The 20,431-nt window shown below is 50.0% G+C and carries 18 protein-coding genes and 1 pseudogene; 5 read left to right on the top strand and 14 right to left on the bottom strand.

Features of this window, described 5'->3' with window-relative positions; all coding sequences use genetic code 11:
- Window positions 1–12: 12 nt before the first annotated feature.
- The 6 genes from mdoC to fucP all read right to left on the bottom strand — a co-directional run bounded on the left by mdoC (window position 13) and on the right by fucP (window position 7,304).
- Window positions 13–1,143 carry a glucans biosynthesis protein MdoC gene (mdoC, locus tag BN1044_RS05615; RefSeq protein ID WP_072307886.1) on the bottom strand — a complete coding sequence of 377 codons (1,131 nt, stop codon included), beginning with the start codon at window positions 1,141–1,143 and terminating at the stop codon, window positions 13–15.
- Between the two features lie 124 nt (window positions 1,144–1,267).
- On the bottom strand, window positions 1,268–2,023 hold the full coding sequence (gene fucR, locus BN1044_RS05610; protein WP_072307885.1) for an L-fucose operon activator: 756 nt from the start codon (window positions 2,021–2,023) through the stop codon (window positions 1,268–1,270).
- A 79-nt stretch (window positions 2,024–2,102) separates the two neighbouring features.
- The gene (gene fucU, locus BN1044_RS05605) at window positions 2,103–2,528 is read right to left on the bottom strand and encodes an L-fucose mutarotase (protein WP_072307884.1); all 426 of its coding nucleotides are present in this window, start codon (window positions 2,526–2,528) and stop codon (window positions 2,103–2,105) included.
- A gap of 1 nt (window position 2,529) precedes the next feature.
- On the bottom strand, window positions 2,530–3,993 hold the full coding sequence (gene fucK, locus BN1044_RS05600; RefSeq protein WP_072307883.1) for an L-fuculokinase: 1,464 nt from the start codon (window positions 3,991–3,993) through the stop codon (window positions 2,530–2,532).
- A 148-nt stretch (window positions 3,994–4,141) separates the two neighbouring features.
- Window positions 4,142–5,932, bottom strand: coding sequence for an L-fucose isomerase (fucI, locus tag BN1044_RS05595; protein ID WP_072307882.1), 1,791 nt, complete (start codon window positions 5,930–5,932; stop codon window positions 4,142–4,144).
- Window positions 5,933–5,984: 52 nt separating this feature from the next.
- Window positions 5,985–7,304 (bottom strand): L-fucose:H+ symporter permease, encoded by a 1,320-nt coding sequence (gene fucP, locus BN1044_RS05590; RefSeq protein WP_072307881.1) that lies wholly within the window; start codon window positions 7,302–7,304, stop codon window positions 5,985–5,987.
- A 658-nt stretch (window positions 7,305–7,962) separates the two neighbouring features.
- On the opposite strand from fucP, the gene fucA reads away from it, so the two are divergent.
- Window positions 7,963–8,610, top strand: coding sequence for an L-fuculose-phosphate aldolase (fucA, locus tag BN1044_RS05585; protein ID WP_072307880.1), 648 nt, complete (start codon window positions 7,963–7,965; stop codon window positions 8,608–8,610).
- Between the two features lie 36 nt (window positions 8,611–8,646).
- Window positions 8,647–9,802 (top strand): annotated as a pseudogene (gene fucO, locus BN1044_RS05580) (lactaldehyde reductase).
- A 334-nt stretch (window positions 9,803–10,136) separates the two neighbouring features.
- Here fucO and BN1044_RS05575 read toward each other — a convergent pair.
- The 3 genes from BN1044_RS05575 to BN1044_RS05565 form a co-directional block, all read right to left on the bottom strand.
- Window positions 10,137–10,709, bottom strand: a complete 573-nt coding sequence (locus BN1044_RS05575; protein ID WP_072307879.1) for an HdeD family acid-resistance protein — start codon at window positions 10,707–10,709, stop codon at window positions 10,137–10,139.
- Window positions 10,710–10,911: 202 nt separating this feature from the next.
- A complete protein-coding gene (locus BN1044_RS05570; protein ID WP_072307878.1) occupies window positions 10,912–12,138 on the bottom strand; it encodes an L-lactate MFS transporter in 1,227 nt (408 codons plus the stop codon).
- 216 nt (window positions 12,139–12,354) lie between these two features.
- Window positions 12,355–12,654, bottom strand: coding sequence for a cupin domain-containing protein (locus tag BN1044_RS05565; protein WP_072307877.1), 300 nt, complete (start codon window positions 12,652–12,654; stop codon window positions 12,355–12,357).
- Window positions 12,655–13,027: 373 nt separating this feature from the next.
- On the opposite strand from BN1044_RS05565, the gene BN1044_RS05555 reads away from it, so the two are divergent.
- A complete protein-coding gene (locus BN1044_RS05555; protein WP_043490559.1) occupies window positions 13,028–13,945 on the top strand; it encodes a bestrophin family protein in 918 nt (305 codons plus the stop codon).
- 100 nt (window positions 13,946–14,045) lie between these two features.
- On the opposite strand, the gene BN1044_RS05550 is transcribed toward BN1044_RS05555, so the two are convergent.
- The 4 genes from BN1044_RS05550 to BN1044_RS05535 all read right to left on the bottom strand — a co-directional run bounded on the left by BN1044_RS05550 (window position 14,046) and on the right by BN1044_RS05535 (window position 17,165).
- Window positions 14,046–14,516 (bottom strand): YlaC family protein, encoded by a 471-nt coding sequence (locus BN1044_RS05550; protein WP_025798632.1) that lies wholly within the window; start codon window positions 14,514–14,516, stop codon window positions 14,046–14,048.
- A 69-nt stretch (window positions 14,517–14,585) separates the two neighbouring features.
- The gene (locus BN1044_RS05545) at window positions 14,586–14,738 is read right to left on the bottom strand and encodes a DUF2474 domain-containing protein (protein WP_072307875.1); all 153 of its coding nucleotides are present in this window, start codon (window positions 14,736–14,738) and stop codon (window positions 14,586–14,588) included.
- A 16-nt stretch (window positions 14,739–14,754) separates the two neighbouring features.
- Complete coding sequence (gene cydB / locus BN1044_RS05540; RefSeq protein ID WP_072307874.1) at window positions 14,755–15,762, bottom strand: cytochrome d ubiquinol oxidase subunit II; 1,008 nt, start codon at window positions 15,760–15,762, stop codon at window positions 14,755–14,757.
- The gene (locus tag BN1044_RS05535) at window positions 15,762–17,165 is read right to left on the bottom strand and encodes a cytochrome ubiquinol oxidase subunit I (RefSeq protein ID WP_072307873.1); all 1,404 of its coding nucleotides are present in this window, start codon (window positions 17,163–17,165) and stop codon (window positions 15,762–15,764) included. The genes cydB and BN1044_RS05535 overlap by 1 nt, the downstream gene beginning before the upstream one ends.
- A 195-nt stretch (window positions 17,166–17,360) precedes the next feature.
- On the opposite strand from BN1044_RS05535, the gene BN1044_RS05530 reads away from it, so the two are divergent.
- A complete protein-coding gene (locus BN1044_RS05530) occupies window positions 17,361–18,782 on the top strand; it encodes an aminotransferase-like domain-containing protein (protein WP_072307872.1) in 1,422 nt (473 codons plus the stop codon).
- A 12-nt stretch (window positions 18,783–18,794) separates the two neighbouring features.
- On the opposite strand, the gene BN1044_RS05525 is transcribed toward BN1044_RS05530, so the two are convergent.
- Window positions 18,795–19,298, bottom strand: a complete 504-nt coding sequence (locus BN1044_RS05525; protein WP_025798645.1) for a phenolic acid decarboxylase — start codon at window positions 19,296–19,298, stop codon at window positions 18,795–18,797.
- Window positions 19,299–19,406: 108 nt separating this feature from the next.
- On the opposite strand from BN1044_RS05525, the gene BN1044_RS05520 reads away from it, so the two are divergent.
- On the top strand, window positions 19,407–20,279 hold the full coding sequence (locus BN1044_RS05520; RefSeq protein WP_072307871.1) for a LysR family transcriptional regulator: 873 nt from the start codon (window positions 19,407–19,409) through the stop codon (window positions 20,277–20,279).
- Window positions 20,280–20,431: the final 152 nt, after the last annotated feature.

Here is a 20,431-nt window from a genome sequence, read left to right as displayed (position 1 = left end):
TGGCAAATTTCATCATTTAACTGAATTCACCACGGGTTTCTGTGGCTTACCGGAAAACAGGTAGCGCAGCAGAGGCACCCGACGATGTATTTCATACAGCGCTAACGACCCTAGTACCACCAGCGTGACGCCAATAATGAATCCAACGAATGGGTTCGGATGCGAGTTTTCCATCAGGCTGCCGTAGATAATCGTCAGTGGATGATGCACCAAATAGATAAACAGCGATGCGCCAACAAAGTAAGTCACGCCGCGCGACTCGCGGTTTAACAGGCGATGACCCAGCGTGAGTACAACTTTAGTCATCGTTAGGCCAATGATGAAAATCAGGCAAAACTGCACGCTGAGCTGAAGCGGTGCGAAGACCTGTGTGTTTTCATTCAATAGATATAATCCCACCGACGCCGCGGCAATCAGACCATCGCTGAATGACACCCGCGTGATGTTTTCTTTATGCCTTATATGCACGAATGCCACAGCGCCTAGCAAATAAAATGGGAAATACATCAATGTATTAACCACTAAAAAGTTAAATAACGCTGAGCCGGTAATGTCGGGCATAAACGTCGCGCAAAGCTTGTGTAGAACGGCAAAAACCACGCCTAACGTAATGAAAATTGGCAATAGCATGTGGGGTGATACTTTGCTCCAAAGCCCGCGATTAACGATGGCGTTGAGCAGCGGTGCGCTGACGACGGTAAGCAAACTTAGCGTGAGTAAAAACCAAAGGTGTGAAATCAGGTACCACACGCAAATATTGGCTTTTTGCCACACATCAGCTTGATCCCAGTCGCCGATCCCCGACGTGTGATGCAGGATATACCAGAACTGGGGCAGCGTGATCAGCACCATCGCGGTTGCCATGGGGATCAATAAGCGCGTTAGGCGAATGTTTAGCCATTTTTTAAGCGGGTATCGCTGATACAGCATGCAGGAAAAGTAACCTGAAATAACAAAGAAGACCTGCATGCGAAAGGCGTGAATAAAATCATTAAATAAGCTGAGAGTCAGGCTTTCAGGCGTGCTATTCACCACCCAATGGTGGGCTGAATAGACCAGTGAAACATGGAAAGGTATCCCCAACAGCATGAGCGTAGCGCGGATATAGTCTAGATAGTGTTCTCGTTGGATAGTTTTAGCCAATGCGTTATACCTAAAAATCCTGTCAGATAAGCCATAAAGTGGCGTAACTCTAGGGAGATAATGCCCATCCGGCAAGTGTTCGCATGCATTTTTGGATTAATCCGTGCTTAAGTAAGACTTCATACTAACGGCTGATGCCCTCATATTCGGCCTCCAATAAAGGGTCAATTTCCGGTGTTTCTAAATTCGTTATCACCTGAACTACATCGCTAATACCACCGATCTTTATTTCACTGGTGCGGTTCATTTTGCTTTTATCTATCAGCAATAAAGATTGTAGTGCACGCTTAAGCAGCAGCGATTTAAATTCAGCGTTGTAGCTGTTGGAATCCCATAAAACGCCTTCTCTATCAATGCCCTCGCACGAGAAGATAAAGAGATCGATTTCCAACTCTTTGAGCTGGGAAAGGATGGCTGGATTGACATAGCATGCATATTTACGCTGCAGCAGCCCACCGGAGCTGATGAGCTGAATATGTTCCCGTTTCGATAGCTCTTGGCAAATACGCACGCTGTTGGTGAACACGGTGATATCAATATCGGGTAGCTGTTTCGCCAAATACCAGCAGGTTGAGCTGGCATCAAGGGCAATCGTCATTCCTGCATCGATCCAAGGAAGCGTTTGGCGGGCGATATCGGCTTTGCTGGTGAAATGGCTTTTCAAGCGAGCGCTGAAGGGATCGCCGTTGTCTTGCGTATCGCGCTTTATACTTTTGGCGCGACCGTGTTGGCGGATGATCTTACCTTGTGCCTGCAGCGTATTGAGATCGCGCCGGATCGTCTCTTTGCTGACATGCAGCAGCTCGGCAAGATCTTCGGTTGTCAGGGTTTCATGCTGTCGGATGAGTTCTACGATGGCCTGATGGCGATCTGTTTTCACGATGGCTCTCCTCTCACGAAAAACCATGCGCCGAGTTCTGGCCTAATGGCTGGCGCATGGTTAAATCCAGAGCAAGAGATTAAGGCGTCACCCCTTTTTTTAACAGTATATTCCCGTATTTAGCCGTCTCGCCTGTGATGACGATCGCAAAGGCCTTTTGGGCACGCTCATAAAACGCAAAGCGATCGATACGAGTAACCGAAAGATCGCTGCGGTCATGGCTCGACAATGCCTGCAAATAGCGCTGCTCCACGCTGTCATCCAGCGTATCGCCTTCAACCGCAGCCATCATGACCAACGGCGGGGCGTAGCCATCGAGTTCAAATAGCGGAATGATGGCAGCCAGTAAATCGCTAACGGCTAATCCGTCGGCTCGAATAACCTTTGGCCCCATACTATGAGCGGGAAAATGCGCATCGGAGAAAATGATTTCATCGCCGTGTCCCATCTCTGCCAAGGTCTTGAGCAATTGAGGTGAGATCAGCGGAGAGATATTTTTCAGCATTTTATACTCCTTCCATAAGCAGATTATTTTCGTGAGCAAGAGATTGATATATCTCGCGTTGCTCGCCGGGATAATAAGATTGATAGCGATAATTCACCTGCTGGCGAGCCTGTTCTGGCGAATTGTAGTAACCCACGCCGCTCCAAGCGAACATCGCAGCGCCTAGCACGGTGGTTTCTGCATCGTGCAACACTTTGATCGGAAGATTTAAAACATCGGCTTTAATCTGATTCCACAGCACGTTTCGGCTGCCGCCGCCAACCAGTAATAATTCCTTCGATGTAAACCCACCGATGTTTTCCAACACCGCGAGATTTTGCTGTAGTTGCCAAGCAAGTCCCTCGAGAGCGGAACGGTAGAAATGGCCGCGTTCAGTGTGCAAACGCATGCCGCGCCAACCTGCTTGAGCGTGGCTATCAAGCAGCTGGCAGTTCATGCGAAGGCCTTCCGCGCCGGGGCGAATTACGCCTGCTTCGGTAATCATTTGGGCGTAGGCATCGGGGACTTTTTCGTTAGGCCAATAGAGCTGGCGCACTCTTTCCAACACGCCAGACGCTAACCACTGAAGACCGGGGTTGAACAGCCCTTGGCAGCTATCAAGTTCGCAGGTCGAACCGGCAAAACGCGGCAGCAGCGACGTATTTACCTGCGGTGTGCGCACCATCAGAATTTCCCATGTACCGGATGACAACACGGGCTGATCAAGCTCAGCACCGGAGCCAAATAGCGCGAACTGGGTATCATGGCCGGCGGAAATCACCGGTGTGCCTGCGGGAATGCCAAGACGCTCGGCCATTTTCGGTAATAAATTGCCAACATGTTCTCCTGCGGCGACCATGCGCGGGAAGAGCGTGGAGGGGAGGCCAGTGCGTTGTAAAATAGTCTGGCTAAACGTTTCCTGGCGTACGTCGAGCAGCTGGCTGGTGCCCGCCATAGTGCGATCGGTGGTGAATTCGCCGGTCAGCCGGTGGTTAATCAGCGACGAAATAAACAGCCATGCGTGTGCTTGTTCTAATAATTCAGGCCGATTTTCTTTTATCCAGATCAGTTTATACAAAGTATTAAAGCTAAATTGACCGATACCGGAAATGGTTTGCAGTTCGCCGGGCGTAATATAGCGATCAATTTTCTCCATAATCGCCGCCGTTCGCGGACACTTCCAGCTAATAACCGGATAGAGCAGTTCGCCATTCTTATCGACCAGCGCGCCGTCAACGCCAAAGGTGGTCACGCTCAGCGCATGAATTTGGCAGCCGTTTAGCTGTGGCATGAGCCGCTGACAGCAGTCGGCAAAGCGCTGCAAAATGTCATCTAATGACCAGATATGCCATTGGTCATTTTCTGCGGCGGGCCGGCTTGCATTAGCGATAGACGCCTTAGCGACCACAATGCCTTTGGCGTCTACCGCCATGGCGCGAATATTGGTAGCGCCGCAGTCTAAAATGATCACCACATCATGGTTCATGGTGGCTCCTAGTGAATAAATATAAACAGGTTTACCCCACCCCAATCCTCCCCTTGTCAGGGGAGGGAGCCGTTCAGTGACGCAAACCGAAATCGGTGTGTTCCTCCCCCTGCGAAGGGGGAGGCTGGGCGGGGGTCACTCCCGCACATTATTTTTTATACAAAGGCCCGTAGTTTTGGCAGGCGCGATAGTCCTGACCTTCGGTATCCATGCCGTGCGCGGCCCATGACGATGGACGATAGATTTCGCCGTCTTCCACGTTATGCATACACACTGGAATACGCAGCATCGATGCCAGCGTAATCAGGTCTGCACCTACGTGACCAATGGTTAGCACGCCGTGGTTAGCCCCCCAGTTCGCCATCACAGAGTACACATCGGTAAACGGCCCTTTGCCGGTTAAGCGTGGGGCAAACCACGTGGTTGGCCATGTTTCGTTGGTGCGCTTATCTAACGTGTCATGCACGTCTTTAGGCAGCTCAACGCTCCAGCCTTCCGCGATCTGCAATACTGGCCCAATGCCTTTGATGATATTGACGCGGGACATGGTGAACGGAACGCCGCCGCGGGTTAGGAAGCGAGATGAATAGCCGCCGCCACGGAAATATTCATGGATCGCAGGGCACCATTCTGTTGCTTGCAGGCAGGCATCCGCTTCTTTCTGGCTGATTTGCCAATGCGGTTTCATGGTTGGATTACCCTGCTCATCAAGCTGGCGGCACGAGCCATCCAGCGCCGCTGAGCCGGAGTTAATCAGATGGATGATGCCGTCTTTGGCATGGCCGGTGAGCTCACTTCCGGTTACGCGTTTTACGGCTTCAGGTGACCAGTAGGTACGAACGTCAGCGAATACCTGTGCGGTGCCGGTGAGCATGTGCCCAAACAGCATCGCAACGCCGTTGAGGCTGTCGTTTTCAGTGGCCACCACAAACGGTTTACGCACGCCGTTCCAGTCGAACGAGCTATTGAGTAACGCTTCAGCGGTATCGCCATTAGGATATTGATCGGTCCAGTGACGCTGGCCTTGGAAGCCCGCTGCAATCGCGTTATAGCCCAGCGATTCCTCGACGAATCCTTGCTGAGCCAGTTTTTCGTTGCCCTGCATCATGTCGCGAATGCACATTGCCATCAGCAAGCTTTCACGTAATACCGCTCGGCTGCTTTCTGGCGAACGACGATATTGTTCGGCGTTCAGGTCCGGCCCAAAGCGGAAGTTGTTATCCGCCCACGAAAGCGCGAGTTCAAGCTCTTCGGCATCGTAAATCTTCTGATCGATACGGCGGCGTAGCTCGGTCATATCTACAGCCTGCACTTTCATGCCGAGCCAAGATTCAAAGAAGTTATGGTCAACGATGGAACCCGCTATTCCCATTGAGACGCCGCCCAGCGACATATAACTTTTGCCTTTCATGCTGACAACGGCTAAACCGGCACGCGCAAAGCGTAGAAGTTTTTCCTCTACGTCGGCGGGAATGCTGTCATCGCCGCCGTTTTGCACGTCGTGGCCATAAATAGAAAACGCAGGGATGCCCTTTTGGCTATGTGCCGCCAGCGCAGCCGCTAGATAAACCGCGCCTGGGCGCTCGGTGCCGTTAAAGCCCCAGATGGCTTTGGGGCGCATTGGATCCATATCGATGGTTTCACTGCCGTAGCACCAGCAAGGGGTAACGGTGATGGTTAATCCCACATTCTGGCGGCTGAATTTATCTTCGCAGGCGGCAGACTCGGCCATGCCAGCGATACAGCCGTCGGCAATAACGCACTCAACTGCGGCACCGCAGGCGTGGTGCAGTTGCTCGCTTAATAGCTGCGCGGTGGCTTTCGCCATATTCATGGTCTGTTCTTCAAGGGACTCGCGTACACCCATGCGGCGGCCATCAATGACTGGGCGGATACCAATTTTGGGCAGGTTTTGTAGGGTCTGGTGTTGGCTATTCATTCTTATTTTCCTCACGTTAATCGGTAGGTTGTCTTTTTTAAGGTTGAATTGCTTAAGCCGTTGCGCGCGGCATGATGTTTGATCTGAACTTGGCAAAGATGAAAATGATGGCGAAGCACAGCGCCGGGATCAGTTCTGCGGTTGGAATGTTGCCCGCCGCATCGCTAACAAAGCCCATGACCGGTGTGACGATGCCGCCGCCGATGATGGTCATAACAATAATGGATGAGCCGTATTTGGTGTCTTGGTCTAATCCCTTAATCCCTAAGGAGAAAATGGTTGGATATTGGATAGACATGAACATGCTGCACAGCGTGAGCGCGATGAGGCCAACGTGTCCGCCTGCCGCCGCAGAAATGATGCATAACAGCATGGAAATAAAGGCATAGATGGCTAAAACCTTGTGCGGCGCATAGTGACGAATAAGCCACGTTCCGCTAAAGCGCCCGATGAAGAAGCACACCATGGTGGCAGTGAGATAATTGGCGGCGAATCCTGGCGTGGTGCCTGGCAGCTCCTCAATGGCGTAACGGATCAGATAGCTCCAGCAGGCGGTTTGAGCCCCGACATAGCAGAACTGCGCTAATACGGCCCAGCGCCAATGACGAATACGCAGCAAACGCGATACCGAAGCCAGCAGGGAGCCACCTTTATCATCACTATGCGCATCACTTTGGATGGTCGGGAATTTTGTGAAGGCAATCAGCAAGGCGACAAACAGTACAATGGCTACGATCATCATGTAGGGAGACTGAACCGCCAGCACCAAGCTGTGGTTATAGGCCGCCAGCTGCTCCGGTGCCATTTGACTTAACACTTCGGCTGGCTGATGTGGAACATGAGATAAAATCAGTCCCTGACCAAAAACTACGGCAATAATGGCACCAAATGAGTTAAAGGTTTGGGCTAGATTAATTCTAAAATGTCCTGATTCTTCTGGCCCTAATACGGTAACGAAAGGATTAGCCGCCGTTTCTAAACAGCCAAGCCCTGCTGCTATGATAAATAACCCGATGAGAAATAAGGTGTAATTCATTCCCTCGGCGGCAGGCCAAAATAGTGCGGCACCAATGGCATAAAATAATAATCCAGTAATAATCCCTGCCTTGTAGCTGAGTTTTTTCATTAGTATTCCGGCAGGAATAGGGATTAGGAAGTAACCAAAATAAAATGCTGACTGTATAAGCCCTGCTTGGAAATTGGTTAAGGTAAATGCCTGCTGGAACTGAGGCAGTAAAATATCGTTTAAGTTGTTAGCGACAGCCCATAAAAAGAAAAGTGAACATAATAATGCAAAAGGAATTAAATAATTTCCTTTACGCTCATGACTGGCAACGCGGTAGTTTTCTGACTGGATTGAAACGTTTCCCATAGCGCCCTCGTTAGGTCATACAGAGATATTGTGTATACCCTTCATACTTGAAGCTGCATCGGTGTTGACTGCGCTTGGTCACCTGAATCACCGGCTAAAACCAGCTCATCGGGATGGACTCTCTTACAGTCTGGATGCAGCGCCAGTTATTTTTGGCATAAATCTGTTCTTCTTCCGCAGTAACACGTTCAGGCACTCTCCGTTCAATCGGAGGCGGGGTGCAATCATGCCGTTTATGCGGTAAGTGAAGCTATTCTTAAAACAAAAAAGCACTAAAAGTATGAGTTCAGTCACATTCAATATTATTGGGGGCGGAAATGTGAAGGCAGTCACTTTAATAAATCAAAAAACATGCCCGTTTTAATCAAATAAGGCTTAAAAAACACAAATAGAATGCCCGATTGTTTTATTTTTAATTTAAATGGTCAGTTCTTGGTTTATTTTTTTTGATTTGACCGTTTTTATTTAATGAATTTTAAACGGACATTTTTCTTTTCCTATTTATGCACTTTTTATGTAATGGCGATGTAATTCTATTGAGCTGTGTCACATATTTTAATCAGGGTTTTTATTGTTGTTCTCTACAGGATAAATATGACAGCTACCAACACCGTTATTTTTAAATGACTGATTCCATCAATAATCAGAGAGGCAACAAATGGAAAGAGACTCATTGGCTCGCGAAATAATTCATACCTGCTTGGAAATGACACGTCTGGGCCTAAATCAGGGAACCGCAGGGAATGTCAGCGTGCGCTACCGCGATGGGATGCTGATTACCCCAACGGGTATTCCTTATGAGAATTTGACCGAGTCACATATTGTTTATATCGATCAGCATGGGAAACACGATGAGGGGAAAGTGCCCTCCAGTGAATGGCGTTTCCATCAGGTGGCGTATCAAACGCGCCCAGAAGCCAATGCGGTGGTGCACAACCATGCGGTGAACTGTACGGCGGTTTCTATTCTGAATCGCCCCATCCCAGCCATTCATTACATGATTGCCGCCGCCGGTGGCAGCACCATTCCCTGCGCGCCCTATGCGACGTTTGGTACCAAACAACTCTCTGAGTATGTCGCCGTTGCGTTGAAAAATCGCAAAGCCACGCTGTTACAGCATCACGGCATGATTGCCTGCGAAGCGAATTTACAAAAGGCTTTATGGTTGGCCCACGAGGTTGAAGTTTTAGCCGAGCTTTATCTAGCAACGTTGCCAATTATTGATCCGGTACCGGTATTGTCTGATGAAGAGATCGCCATTGTGTTGGAGAAATTCAAGACTTATGGCCTGCGAGTGGAAGAGTAGTGCGGCGACAATATTTCTCACTAAGGGGTTTTCATTATGACAAATCGAATGATTTTGAATGAAACATCGTGGTTTGGTCGTGGCGCGGTGAATGAGTTAGTGCCGGAGGTTTTGGGTTTTGCGCCGCGGCTATGGTAAAGCGTTGATCGTGACCGACGCTCAGTTGGTTGCCTGTGGCGTGGTGGAAAAGGTGACTGCTAAACTTGATGCTGCCGGATTGGAATATCAGATTTTTGATCGCGTGGTGCCTAATCCCACTATCGCCGTTGTGCAGAGTGGGCTGGCTACGTTTGACGCGAGTGGAGCCGATTATCTGATCGCCATTGGCGGTGGTTCACCGCAGGATACCTGTAAAGCCATTGGCATCATCAGCGCTAACCCTGAGTTTGAGGATGTGCGCAGTTTGGAAGGTGTTGCGCCGACTCATAGCCCAAGCGTGCCGATTTTAGCGATTCCAACCACGGCAGGAACGGCGGCTGAAGTAACCATTAATTACGTGATCACCGATGAGGAAAATCGCCGGAAGTTTGTTTGTGTCGATCCTCACGATATTCCTCTGGTGGCCTTTATCGACGCCGATATGATGGACGGCATGCCTGCCAGTTTGAAAGCCGCAACGGGCGTGGATGCGCTTACCCATGCGATTGAGGGATTTATCACGCGTGGCGCATGGGAGCTTACCGATACGCTGCATCTGAAGGCGATTGAAATCATTGCTCGTTCGCTGCGTAGCTCAGTTGCCGGCCTGCCAGAGGCAGTTGAGGATATGGCGTTAGGGCAATATGTGGCGGGGATGGGATTTTCTAACGTGGGATTAGGCTTGGTGCACGGTATGGCCCATCCGCTTGGCGCGTTTTATAACACCCCGCACGGTGTCGCCAACGCGATTTTACTGCCTCATGTCATGCGTTATAACGCCGCATATACCGGTGAAAAATACCGCCAGATTGCGCAGGCGATGGGGGTTGATGTGGTTCATGCCTCGTTAGAACAGGCGCGAGAAGCGGCGATTCAAGCGGTAGTGAAACTGAATAGTGACGTGGGTATTCCCGCTTCGCTAAAAGAAGTTGGCGTGCGTGAGGAAGATATCGCTGAGTTGGCACAGGCTGCGTTTGACGATGTTTGCACCGGAGGGAACCCGCGCGAGGCGAAAATCGCAGAGATCAGGGCGCTGTATCGGGCGGCAATGTGAAGGCTTAAGTGTAATATTTCGGACGCCAATTAGCTCATGCACTTCCATGAAGCAAAGAAACTGATTTTCGAAAAGGGTAGGCCTTTGTGCCGAAAGCTCTGAGGGTGGTTTGTCTAAGCATCGGCAGGGCTAGCCACGCAGACAGGACGTCTGCGTGGAGTTTGGGGCGCCCGGGATGGGCGATACCAAACCGGAGCGAAAATGCCATCTCGGATAAAAGCGCGCGAGTTAAGAGGCCGCGCGCTGGCGGCCTCTTATCGGACGCCTACACCAAGGATTTCATAGTTGTATTGCTTCTAATAGGCGGACGAAACCTTTCACCTATATTTCAAAATTAAGCCTCTCGCTTAAACATCCCCGCGATCTGGAAGCAGCTGAAAGAGCTAAACAGCATTTCAATCCCAACGATGGTAGTGACCAGCGTGAATGACATGGCTGGGCCAGCGGTAATAAACATGGCGGCAATTGCCAAGTCTAAAATCCCAATGATGATTTGCAGCCATCCTCCGCTCACGCCACGCAGTTTGAAACCGGCACTTAAACGAATAATACCGCCGATGGCAAATAGGGTTGCTAGGATCACCGACATGGTGAAAATCCCGACCAACGGATTGGTAATAAATACGTAGCCCATAATGATGTATGCGGCACCCATTAGAATGCCTGCCACCATCGGCCAGAAGTTACGCGTACGGTTGGCAATCATCCCAATAATCAAACCCAGACCGCTGAGCACAAACAGCGTGCCTACGATGGCGCTTAACGCCGCACCGGAAGCAAAGGGGTTAATCAGGCAGAAAATTCCGCCTAATAGCAGCAGAAAGGAAATGACTAACAGCAAAGTACGCTGTTTTTTGAGAAAGTTTCCATCTAAACCGAGCAAACTTTTACGATCGATATTTAACATGATGACACTCCATTTTCGAGGTTGCGTTCGGTAGCTAAATCTCTGGCTTATTATAGCCATACGACAAGTATACTGTGGGCGCAAAGAATGTCGGAAATCGGTCTAATCAAAGATGGAAAGCAATGCTGCCAGCGATGGGGAATATAAAGAAAAAAGCCACCGCAGGCGGTGGCTTAGTGCAGGTGTTACTTCAAAACTAGATTTATACGTGGGCTAGCTGGTTATGCTCTTCACGATGTCCCGGCATGCGGATGGTTGCAGACAGCACCAGTGAAATCACCAGCAGAGTCATAATCACCGAGAAGGTCACGATGAAGCCGCCAAACATTGACGCGATGATAGAACCAATGATGCTGCCGATACCAAAGCCCAGATACAGCAGGCCGTAGTTTTTAGTCAGGTTGTTTAAGCCAAAGAAGTCACTGACCAGCGATGGATATACGGTAATGGTGCCGCCGAAGCTGAAGGCGATGCAGGCAACGGAGGCGAAGAACAGGCCTTCATTCAAAGGAACGAACAGCAGTGTACTCATACCGATAAGAGAAATGACCTGAGCCAGAGAGATAACGCGAATACGTGCCATTTTGTCAGACAGGATGCCCAGTACCAAGCGACCACTCAGGTTAGCAATGGCAATCACGGTCACGGCGCTAGCGGCAGTCATGGCAGGCAGATGAACCATGCCTTCACCGATATCTTTCGCCACACCAATCACATACAGGCCACTCATGCAGGCGGTTAGGAACATCAGTGCCAGCATCCAGTACTGTGGCTGACGCACGGCTTCTGCCAGTGTGTAATCCTGCGCGGTGCTTTCACCTTGCGCACTTGATGTAGCAACTTCTTGTTTTGGAGCATCTTTCATCAGCATTGCCCCGGCCATCACCATCACCATGGCGATGCCGCCCCAAATCATGAAGGTGTTTTCCAAGCCGTAAGCGGCTAGCAGGCTGGTATCGATATATTTGAAACCAAGGCTACCTAAACCATAGGCACCAATGGCGCAGGCTGAAATCATACCTTTACGCTCAGGGAACCATTTTACGCAGTTAGACAGCGTCATCAGGTAACCAGCACCATCGGCAAGTCCGACCAAAATACCGGCGCTGAGATACAGCATGATCAGGTTGTTCGAGTGCGCGGTTAAGCAGAAACCCAGCGCTAGCACCACACCAGCGGCGATAGTGACGTTGCGTACGCCGAAACGGTCCTGCAATTTACCCGCAACGGAAGAGGCCACGGCAAGTGCCAGACTCAGCAGACCGAAGGAAAAGGCCACGCTGCTGATGGGTTCGTCTAGTTTTTCAGACAGAGGGCCGTTGAATAGGCTCCAGGTATAAACGGAACCCAGAGCGAACTGAGTAATGATGGTGCCAACCAGTGTTAGCCAGCGGGTGCGATTGTAATTTTGCATGCCAGTCATATTCATGATGCTGCTCCAGATAAATATTTATTAACTGTGAGTATGTTAAGGCTATCTATAGGGCAGCGATCCATTCTGGGAATGAACAGCCTGAGTGCAGGAATGAAATGCATTAAAGCAGGAGTGAATGAACGAAAAACGGGGTAAAAGAAGGTGATTCAGGGTGATCCACAATTGATGTGGATCACAATTTTCTCATATTAATTCACTGGGAGGGCCGTTTTAGAGCGGTGTTTCCACCAAAACTCCCGTGGAAAGGCAGAAGCATCCGCTGATTATGTTAGTGGGAATATTGACGGATTCACCGGCGATGAGCAGATGAGTCTCTGCGCCAACGGTAAATTCAAACTCTCCGCTAACCACATGCGTGGTGTTACCTTGCATCTGCTTGCGTAGCTGGCTAAAAGCACCAGACTCAAACGTTAACTCAGCGGCCGGTTTGCCGTTTCTGATAACTCCGCTACGGCGGGTGATGCCCACGCCATATTCTTCAGCCGGAGTCTGTGCTTTGAATGTCTCCATGAAACCTATCCTTATTGTTGCGGTTTTTTGTTTCTATGTGAGTTGCTAAAAAAAGCAGGGCACAGCCTAACACTCTGGCTGCAAACAAGCATCAACGCAGGGGGAATTCGCGGGAATAAAGCTGATTCGGCGTGATTTTAATCAGATAATTCTCGCTAGGCGCATCACCGCTTGAAGCACGTAAAATGCAGGCATACACTAGCGCGTCGATCGATTCCGAGATCGTCAGTCCCTGTCTGATTTTGACGAAAGCCGTTTTTAACGAACATTGTTTCCGGTGGAAATTATTTCCAGCGAACATTGTTTTTAATGAATACCGTTTCTAAAAGTTCTGCCGCAGGTTTTTCTCCATCCGTTACAAAACACCTTAATTATGATTGTTAGACCCCAACAACATTGGTTTCGCCGCCTATTTGTGTGGCATGGCTCCGTGTTACCTAAAATTCTCTTCCGCTTAAGTTTAAATTTTGGTTTTGCCTGCATCGCTGTGGTTTGTTATCTGTGGCATGAAATGTTGGATGTGAATCTGACGTTGGCTCCATTCAGCCTGCTGGGCGTTGCCATTGCGATCTTTCTCGGGTTTCGCAACAACGCCAGCTATGCGCGTTTTACCGAGGCGCGCCTGCTGTGGGGGAATTTGCTCATCACCGAGCGTTCGCTGCTGAGGGAAGTTAAAAGCCTGATGCCAGATCCGGCAGAACAGGCGCGCTATTTCACTTCGCTGCTGATTGCGTTCACCTACTGCCTGAAGCATCAACTGCGTAAAACCGATATGCGTATTGATGTAGACCGGCTGCTGGCGCCATCGGAGCGTAATTCGGTGCTCAATAGCCATTCTCCCTGTAATACGCTGTTGTTGAAAATGGGGATGTGGTTAGGTGAACAGCGTCGATTGGGACGGATTAGCGACATCAGTTTTCATTCGATAGACAGCAACTTGAACCATCTTTCTTCTATTCTTGGCGGCTGTGAACGAATCTCCAATACGCCGATCCCGTTTGCCTATAGCCTGATTGTGCATCGCACCGTTTACTTATTCTGCGCGTTGCTGCCATTTGCCTTGGTGTCGGATTTACACTACCTCACGCCGCTGGTGTCGGTGTTTATTTCCTATACCTTTATCTCGTTGGATTCACTGGCTGAAGAACTGGAAGATCCCTTTGGCATGGCGCCGAACGATCTGCCGCTCAATGCGATTTCTGCCACGATAGAGATTAATCTGCGAGAAATGATTGAAGATGATGAGAAGCCGATCCCGATGAAGCCGGATCATCATTGTTTGTTGAGTTGAGTTTTACCTCCTCCCATCTTTAACACGATAGCCCCCACCCCAACCCTCCCCCTGCAAAGAGGGAGGCTGGGAGGGGGTTGCTAACAATTAAATGGTGCAATCAAACCGGCGATCGATTCTGCCCCACGGCAAAGATATCGTAGAACGACAGTTCAGATTTTCGCTGCATAATGGCGCGTAGCTTCTGTTTGCGTGATTCATCTACCTGAGATGATTGCAGAATACTGTCGACCAGCGCGTCCGGTACCATTCGCGTGTTATACCATTCGCCATTGAAGCATACGCGCAGGTCCAGAACGTCGATATCGTCGTAGTGATAGCGTGGGTTGACGTCAAAAAAGAAGAACAGGTTTAATCCCACAAACAGCAGCGTCATCACCCATGTCACGTCTGCCAGTGTTTCTGACTGCAACATCACCGCCAGCGTAGCCGCATAGGCCAGATACATTCCCACGAATAACCCGGGATGTTTTTTAATAAAACTGATGCTAAAGCGTGGGCGATTATCGCGGTGTTCGGCTTTATTCACCCTGTCGATTTCTTCTTTAAGGATGCGTTCAATTTCGCTCATGGTCGTTCACCTGTATTAATGTTACAGCTTGATAACATAATTCTATCATTTTTGTGTGGTTAATGGCGCTCAATGTGACTTCAGCCCGGCGGCCGTCATCAATAAACGGAATACCATCGAGACACAGCCCAGCGCCAGTACGCTTCCAGCCCAGATAGCCGCTAACCACAGCATGCGTTTCCATAACGGAGAACGGGGCGTTTGTGTTTCAATCGTTGTCATTTTTTACCTCGCTGACTCAGTGATAGCCTTCATCTGCGCTGATTTTTCCGCGAAAAACGTAATAGCTCCAGAAGGTATAAACCAAAATAATGGGGATGATGAACAAGGCACCAACCAGCATAAATCCAAGGCTTTGCGGTGGTGCTGCCGCCTGCCAGATGTTGATAGCAGGCGGAATGATATGCGGCCAGATACTGATCCCTAGCCCGCTGAAGCCGAGGAAAACCAACAATAGGGTCATCACAAACGGTAAATAGTGATCGCCGTGGCGCGTTCCGCGCCAAATCACTCCGGCACACACTAGCGTCAACACGGGAACCGGCAAAAGGAACACGATGTTTGGCCAGCTAAACCAGCGCGCGGCAATGGCGCTGTGCGCCAGCGGAGTCCAAATGCTGATGATGGCAATAATAACCAGCAGAGCCAGCAGTAAAGGGCGCGTAATGCGATACATTTTATCTTGCAGCTGATGGCTGGTTTTCATGATAAGCCACGTGCTGCCCAGCAGCGCATAGGCGCACATCAGGCCGATACCGCAGAACAGGTTAAACGGTGTAAGCCAATCAAATGCACCGCCGACGAAGGTGCGCTCTGTCACGGGGAAACCGTGAATCACGGCACCGACCACGATACCTTGCATAAACGTGGCGCAGCCTGAGCCAACGATAAAAGCCTTGTCCCAGAATCCGCGATGATTAGGCAGTGCTTTAAAGCGAAACTCAAAGGCGACGCCGCGGAAAATCAATGCGATCAGCATCAGCGTGAGGGGAATAGATAACGCATCGATAATCACCGCGTAGGCCAGAGGAAAGGCACCAAATAGCGCCGCGCCGCCGAGCACTAGCCACGTCTCGTTGCCGTCCCACACGGGGGCAACGGTGTTGACCATCATGTCGCGCTCTTGCATATCACGGGTGACGGGCAGCAACATGCCAATGCCTAAATCGAAGCCATCCATCACGATATACATTAAGGTGGCGAAAATAATGATGGCGAACCAAATGAGCGGCAGATCGATACCCATTAGTGAGTCTCCTGCTGATGAGAGGGCTTAACGGCAATACGTCCAGCGGCGGTCGGTAACGCTTCGCTGTGGGCTGCTGGAAGAATCGGTTCAGGGCCTTTACGGATCAGCCGCATCATATAGGCATAACCCACGCCAAAGACCGCACCGTAGACCACGAAGAACGTCAGCAAACTGATGCTCATATGCAGATCGCCATGAGCAGAAACGGCATCTTTAGTGCGCATCAGGCCATGCACAATCCACGGCTGGCGACCGACTTCGGTGGTTATCCAACCGGCTAAAATAGCGATAAGTCCCGAAGGCCCCATCCAGAACACGAAATGCAGGAAAGGGCGCGATGTGTACAAACGCTGCCGATAGCGCAGCCATAAACCGATAGCACCCAGCAAAATCATCAACATGCCAAGGCCGGCCATGATTCGAAATGACCAGAACACCAGCGGAGAGTTTGGACGATCCTCTTTAGCAAATTCGGTTAATGCAGGCACTTGTTTATCCAAACTGTGCGTCAGGATCAGGCTGCCGAGATAGGGCACTTCCACTTTAAAACGCGTTTCTTCGCGCTCCATGTCGGGCAGCCCGAACAGAATAAGCGGCGTTGCTTCGCCGGGTTTATTTTCCCAATGGCCTTCGATCGCAGCGATTTTTGCTGGCTGATATTTAAGTGTGTTAAGGCCGTGCATGTCGCCAATAAAAGCCTGAAGCGGGGCGACGATCAGCGCCATCCAGAGTGCCATTGAAAGCATTTTGCGCGTGGCTGGCGTGTCGTTTCCACGCAGTAGATGCCACGCGGCAGAAGCGCCGACAAAGAAAGCGCTGCTCAGGAAAGCGGCGGTGGTCATATGCAGCAGGCGATACGGGAACGAAGGGTTGAAGATCACCGCCAGCCAATCAACCGGAACCACCTGACCGCTCACGATTTCATAGCCCTGTGGGGTATGCATCCAACTGTTGGACGCCAAGATCCAGAACGTTGACATCAGCGTGCCGAGCGCCACCATGCAGGTGGCAAAAAAGTGCAGCTCTTTGCCTACTTTGTTCCAGCCAAACAGCATGACACCAAGAAATCCGGCTTCAAGGAAAAACGCGGTGAGCACTTCATAAGTGAGCAACGGGCCAGTAATGCTGCCCGCAAATTGGGAAAATCCGCTCCAGTTGGTGCCAAACTGATAAGCCATGACTAAGCCGGAAACCACGCCCATGCCGAAATTGACGGCGAACACTTTCGCCCAAAAGTGATAGAGCGTGCGGTAATCCGGGTTACGCGTTTTGAGCCATAAGCCTTCAAGCACCGCCAAAAAGCTGGCTAGCCCGATGGTGATGGCAGGGAAAATAATGTGAAAGGATACCGTAAAAGCAAACTGGATCCTGGCGAGATGGAATGCGTCTAATCCGAACATGGACAGCCTCGTACTGACATAAAGTTCTGCGCGGTAAATTGCAGGCGTGAGAAACGGAGTGCCGGAGCGATCAGGGCCGGAACGATGAAAGGGATCTTACGGGCTGTAAAATAGATATGACAGAAACAGAAATGTTGTTTTAATGTATAACAGTTTGATTTGGATCATGGCGACGACACCCTCTCGGAGAGCGCAGTGGCAAAATATGAAGACTTGGTAAAACGCATTCGCGGGCAGATCACCGCTGAAATTTGGCAAGTTGGCGATAAGCTGCCGTCGCTGCGTGAGCAGGTTTTGCACTCTGGTTTGAGCCTGATGACGGTGATGCATGCCTACCAAATTCTAGAGAGCCAAGGGTGGATCGTTTCCCGTCCGCAGTCGGGCTATTACGTTGCGCCTCAGGCGAAGTTTTTAGCCCCGTCGCCTACGCATGAACCGGTGCAGCGTGCCGAAGAAGTTGGTATCAACGCGTTTATTTTCGATGTTTTGCAGGCCAGCCGCGATCCCGCCATTGTGCCGTTTGGCTCTGCGTATCCCGATCCAACCCTGTTTCCTCGCCAACAAATTAGTAAATCGTTGACCACGGTGGCGCGGGCGATGACCACGCTAAGCGCTACGGATAATTTGCCGCCGGGCAATGAGGATCTACGCAAGATCCTCGCGAAACGCTATGCCATGCAGGGTATTCGTATCGATCCTGAGGAGATCGTCATTACCGCTGGCGCATTGGAATCGCTCAACCTGAGTTTGCAGGCCGTCACGCAGCCGGGTGACTGGGTGATTGTGGAAAATCCGTGTTTTTACGGTGCATTGCAGGCGCTCGAACGCTTACGGCTAAAGGCTCTTTCAATTGCAGCGCATCCCGAATTCGGTATTGATTTAGCGGCGTTAGAAGAGGCGCTAAAGACTTATCCGGTACGCGCGTGCTGGCTGATGACCAATATTCAAAACCCGTTAGGCTGCACGCTTTCGGTCGAGAAAAAACAGCAGCTGGTGGCGCTCTTACAGCGGCATAACGTGTATTTGATTGAAGATGACGTTTATGGCGAGCTGTATGCCGGCGGCGAAAAACCGCTTCCGGCCAAAGCCTTTGATGAGACAGGAATGACCATGCACTGCTCTTCGTTCTCGAAAAGCTTGGTGGCCGGATTTCGTGTTGGCTGGGTGGCGGCGGGAAATATGGCGAGAAAAATCCAGCAGTTGCAGCTCATGAGCACGCTTTCGACCAGCGCGCCGATGCAGCTGGCGCTGGCGAATTATTTAGCTACCCGCAGCTACGACAGCCATTTGCGGCGTCTGCGCCGAGTGATGGAGCAGCGAAAATATGCGGCATGGCAGTCACTGCGCGTGCATCTTCCGCAGGGCGTGAATATTAATTATTCACACGGCGGCTATTTTCTGTGGGTCGAGCTGCCTATCAATGTGAATGCGACCGAGCTGTATCATCGCGCGCTGAATGAAGGGATTAGCATTGCCCCCGGCCAGATGTTTTCTGCCAGCAATCAGTACACCAACTATTTTCGCTTTAATGTGTCTCATGAATGGACAGAAAAAAGCGAAAATTCGGTGCAAAAACTGGCAGTTATCGTGCGTGAAATGATGCAGAACGCTGATTAGACGATGCTCTCTCTATAGATTATGGGGAAAATTACGAGGCAACTCGCTCGCTGGGCAATTAATCACGCTTTCGTTATTTTCACCACAGTCACGAACAAACGTAATAGTCGCAAATTCGTCAATGACTTCAGTTGGATAGGCAGGACCTGCATCACGATAGGCTTCCATTTCTGCTATATGCTCGTTTTGGAAACAAACCGTTTTTTCTGGATTATTGATGACCCAGCGAGGGAAGAAGATTGTTCCATGAAAAACGTTATCTTCTAAGTTAACGATTAGGCTAACATCGGTTCCGGTCGGCTCCGTCCACGAAATTTTATATACCGCTTTGGCTACGCGAACGATATAGGTCGTTTGATCTTTTACCCAACGATTCCCCACGATCCCACTATGAATTCGATAATCTAACGTTGTGGCATTTTTGACATAGATTTCATAATTCCAGCCGTTGTCATAGGTATAGACCAAGTGTTTGCCCACTAAACCGCTCAAATCGTTTTTATCGAAGTTGCTCATAATTTGTGTCTCCGTTTCATTTGATGCGTTCAGTGTAGAGATGTATTTATTAGATTAATAACGCTAATATTGAGTTAAATAGATTCAAAAATTAGATTGGTTATTGAAATGAAAACAACGCTAGAGCAATGGATGTTGTTGCAGGCCGTGATTGATCACGGCAGTTTTTCGCGCGCCGCAGAGGTGTTTAACCGCAGCCAGTCGTCGTTGAGCTATCAACTCACCCTGATGCAGGAACGGCTTGGAGTGTCGCTGTTAACGATTGTTGGCCGCAAGGCCGAATTGACGCCTGAAGGACAGCAGCTATTGGCACAGGTTCAGCCTCTGCTACAAGGATTTCGCACGCTGGAAAACCGCGCTGAGGCTCTAAAACGCGGTGAGCGCGCTCGTTTAGACTTGGTGGTTGATAGCATTTTTCCTAAATCACATTTATTTGATGTGTTGCGCCGTTTTCAACAGGCTTTTCCTATGACGCAGGTACATCTCTCTGAGGTATTACGCAGCGAGAGTTTATCTGAGCTAAAACAACGCAATGCAGATGTTTACCTGATTACACCAACCCAAGATGTGGCATTGCGCGGGCGCTTGCTGATGGAGATTACTTTTGCTGCCGTTGCTCATCGAGATCATCCTTTGCTGCAACTACCGGTTCCACTTAGCCGAGATGATTTAGCCCGCTATCCTCTGATCGAGATTGTCGATCGCTCGCAGCAGCAAATGAACAGCCGCCAGTCGGCGGCGGCAGAGAGCTGGACTTTCACCACAATAGAGGCGGCCATCGCAGCTGTTGCGCACGGGGTCGGTTATGGGTGGCTACCAGAAGAAAAAATTGCGCCGCTGTTAGCTTCTGGGGAATTAGTGTTGTTGCCGTTAGTTCAAGGTGAACGCCGCTCAACGCCACTTTATCTCTTGGTTAATGAGGAGTTAGCAGGAATAGATCGCGAGATTTCTTTGCTGGTGAGTTTGCTTGAGGGCGGCTAGATAGTGGCTTTTAAATCAAAATTGTGTGAAAGCATATCAAAATCCGTAGGTTATTCTGTGGGACGATTCTCTTCTCTTTACTGATGGTGTAATGACATTTACGTTACGCGTGATGTATAATTATTATCCAGATGTACTTGAGAGGACGACAT

This window comes from Hafnia alvei, from assembly GCF_900095695.1.
Taxonomy (GTDB): Bacteria; Pseudomonadota; Gammaproteobacteria; order Enterobacterales; family Enterobacteriaceae; genus Hafnia; species Hafnia alvei_B.
Note: the sequence above shows the minus strand (reverse complement) of the source record. Positions and strands in the feature narration are given on the sequence as shown.

What these genes read in the sequence shown, in the direction of transcription:
- fucU (WP_072307884.1), bottom strand. Translation starts at nt 2,528, where the DNA reads ATGCTGAAAAATATCTCTCCGCTGATCTCACCTCAATTGCTCAAGACC.
- fucK (WP_072307883.1), bottom strand. Translation starts at nt 3,993, where the DNA reads ATGAACCATGATGTGGTGATCATTTTAGACTGCGGCGCTACCAATATT.
- fucI (WP_072307882.1), bottom strand. Translation starts at nt 5,932, where the DNA reads ATGAATAGCCAACACCAGACCCTACAAAACCTGCCCAAAATTGGTATC.
- fucP (WP_072307881.1), bottom strand. Translation starts at nt 7,304, where the DNA reads ATGGGAAACGTTTCAATCCAGTCAGAAAACTACCGCGTTGCCAGTCAT.
- fucA (WP_072307880.1), top strand. Translation starts at nt 7,963, where the DNA reads ATGGAAAGAGACTCATTGGCTCGCGAAATAATTCATACCTGCTTGGAA.
- BN1044_RS05575 (WP_072307879.1), bottom strand. Translation starts at nt 10,709, where the DNA reads ATGTTAAATATCGATCGTAAAAGTTTGCTCGGTTTAGATGGAAACTTT.
- BN1044_RS05570 (WP_072307878.1), bottom strand. Translation starts at nt 12,138, where the DNA reads ATGAATATGACTGGCATGCAAAATTACAATCGCACCCGCTGGCTAACA.
- BN1044_RS05565 (WP_072307877.1), bottom strand. Translation starts at nt 12,654, where the DNA reads ATGGAGACATTCAAAGCACAGACTCCGGCTGAAGAATATGGCGTGGGC.
- BN1044_RS05555 (WP_043490559.1), top strand. Translation starts at nt 13,028, where the DNA reads ATGATTGTTAGACCCCAACAACATTGGTTTCGCCGCCTATTTGTGTGG.
- BN1044_RS05550 (WP_025798632.1), bottom strand. Translation starts at nt 14,516, where the DNA reads ATGAGCGAAATTGAACGCATCCTTAAAGAAGAAATCGACAGGGTGAAT.
- BN1044_RS05545 (WP_072307875.1), bottom strand. Translation starts at nt 14,738, where the DNA reads ATGACAACGATTGAAACACAAACGCCCCGTTCTCCGTTATGGAAACGC.
- cydB (WP_072307874.1), bottom strand. Translation starts at nt 15,762, where the DNA reads ATGGGTATCGATCTGCCGCTCATTTGGTTCGCCATCATTATTTTCGCC.
- BN1044_RS05535 (WP_072307873.1), bottom strand. Translation starts at nt 17,165, where the DNA reads ATGTTCGGATTAGACGCATTCCATCTCGCCAGGATCCAGTTTGCTTTT.
- BN1044_RS05525 (WP_025798645.1), bottom strand. Translation starts at nt 19,298, where the DNA reads ATGAGCAACTTCGATAAAAACGATTTGAGCGGTTTAGTGGGCAAACAC.
- BN1044_RS05520 (WP_072307871.1), top strand. Translation starts at nt 19,407, where the DNA reads ATGAAAACAACGCTAGAGCAATGGATGTTGTTGCAGGCCGTGATTGAT.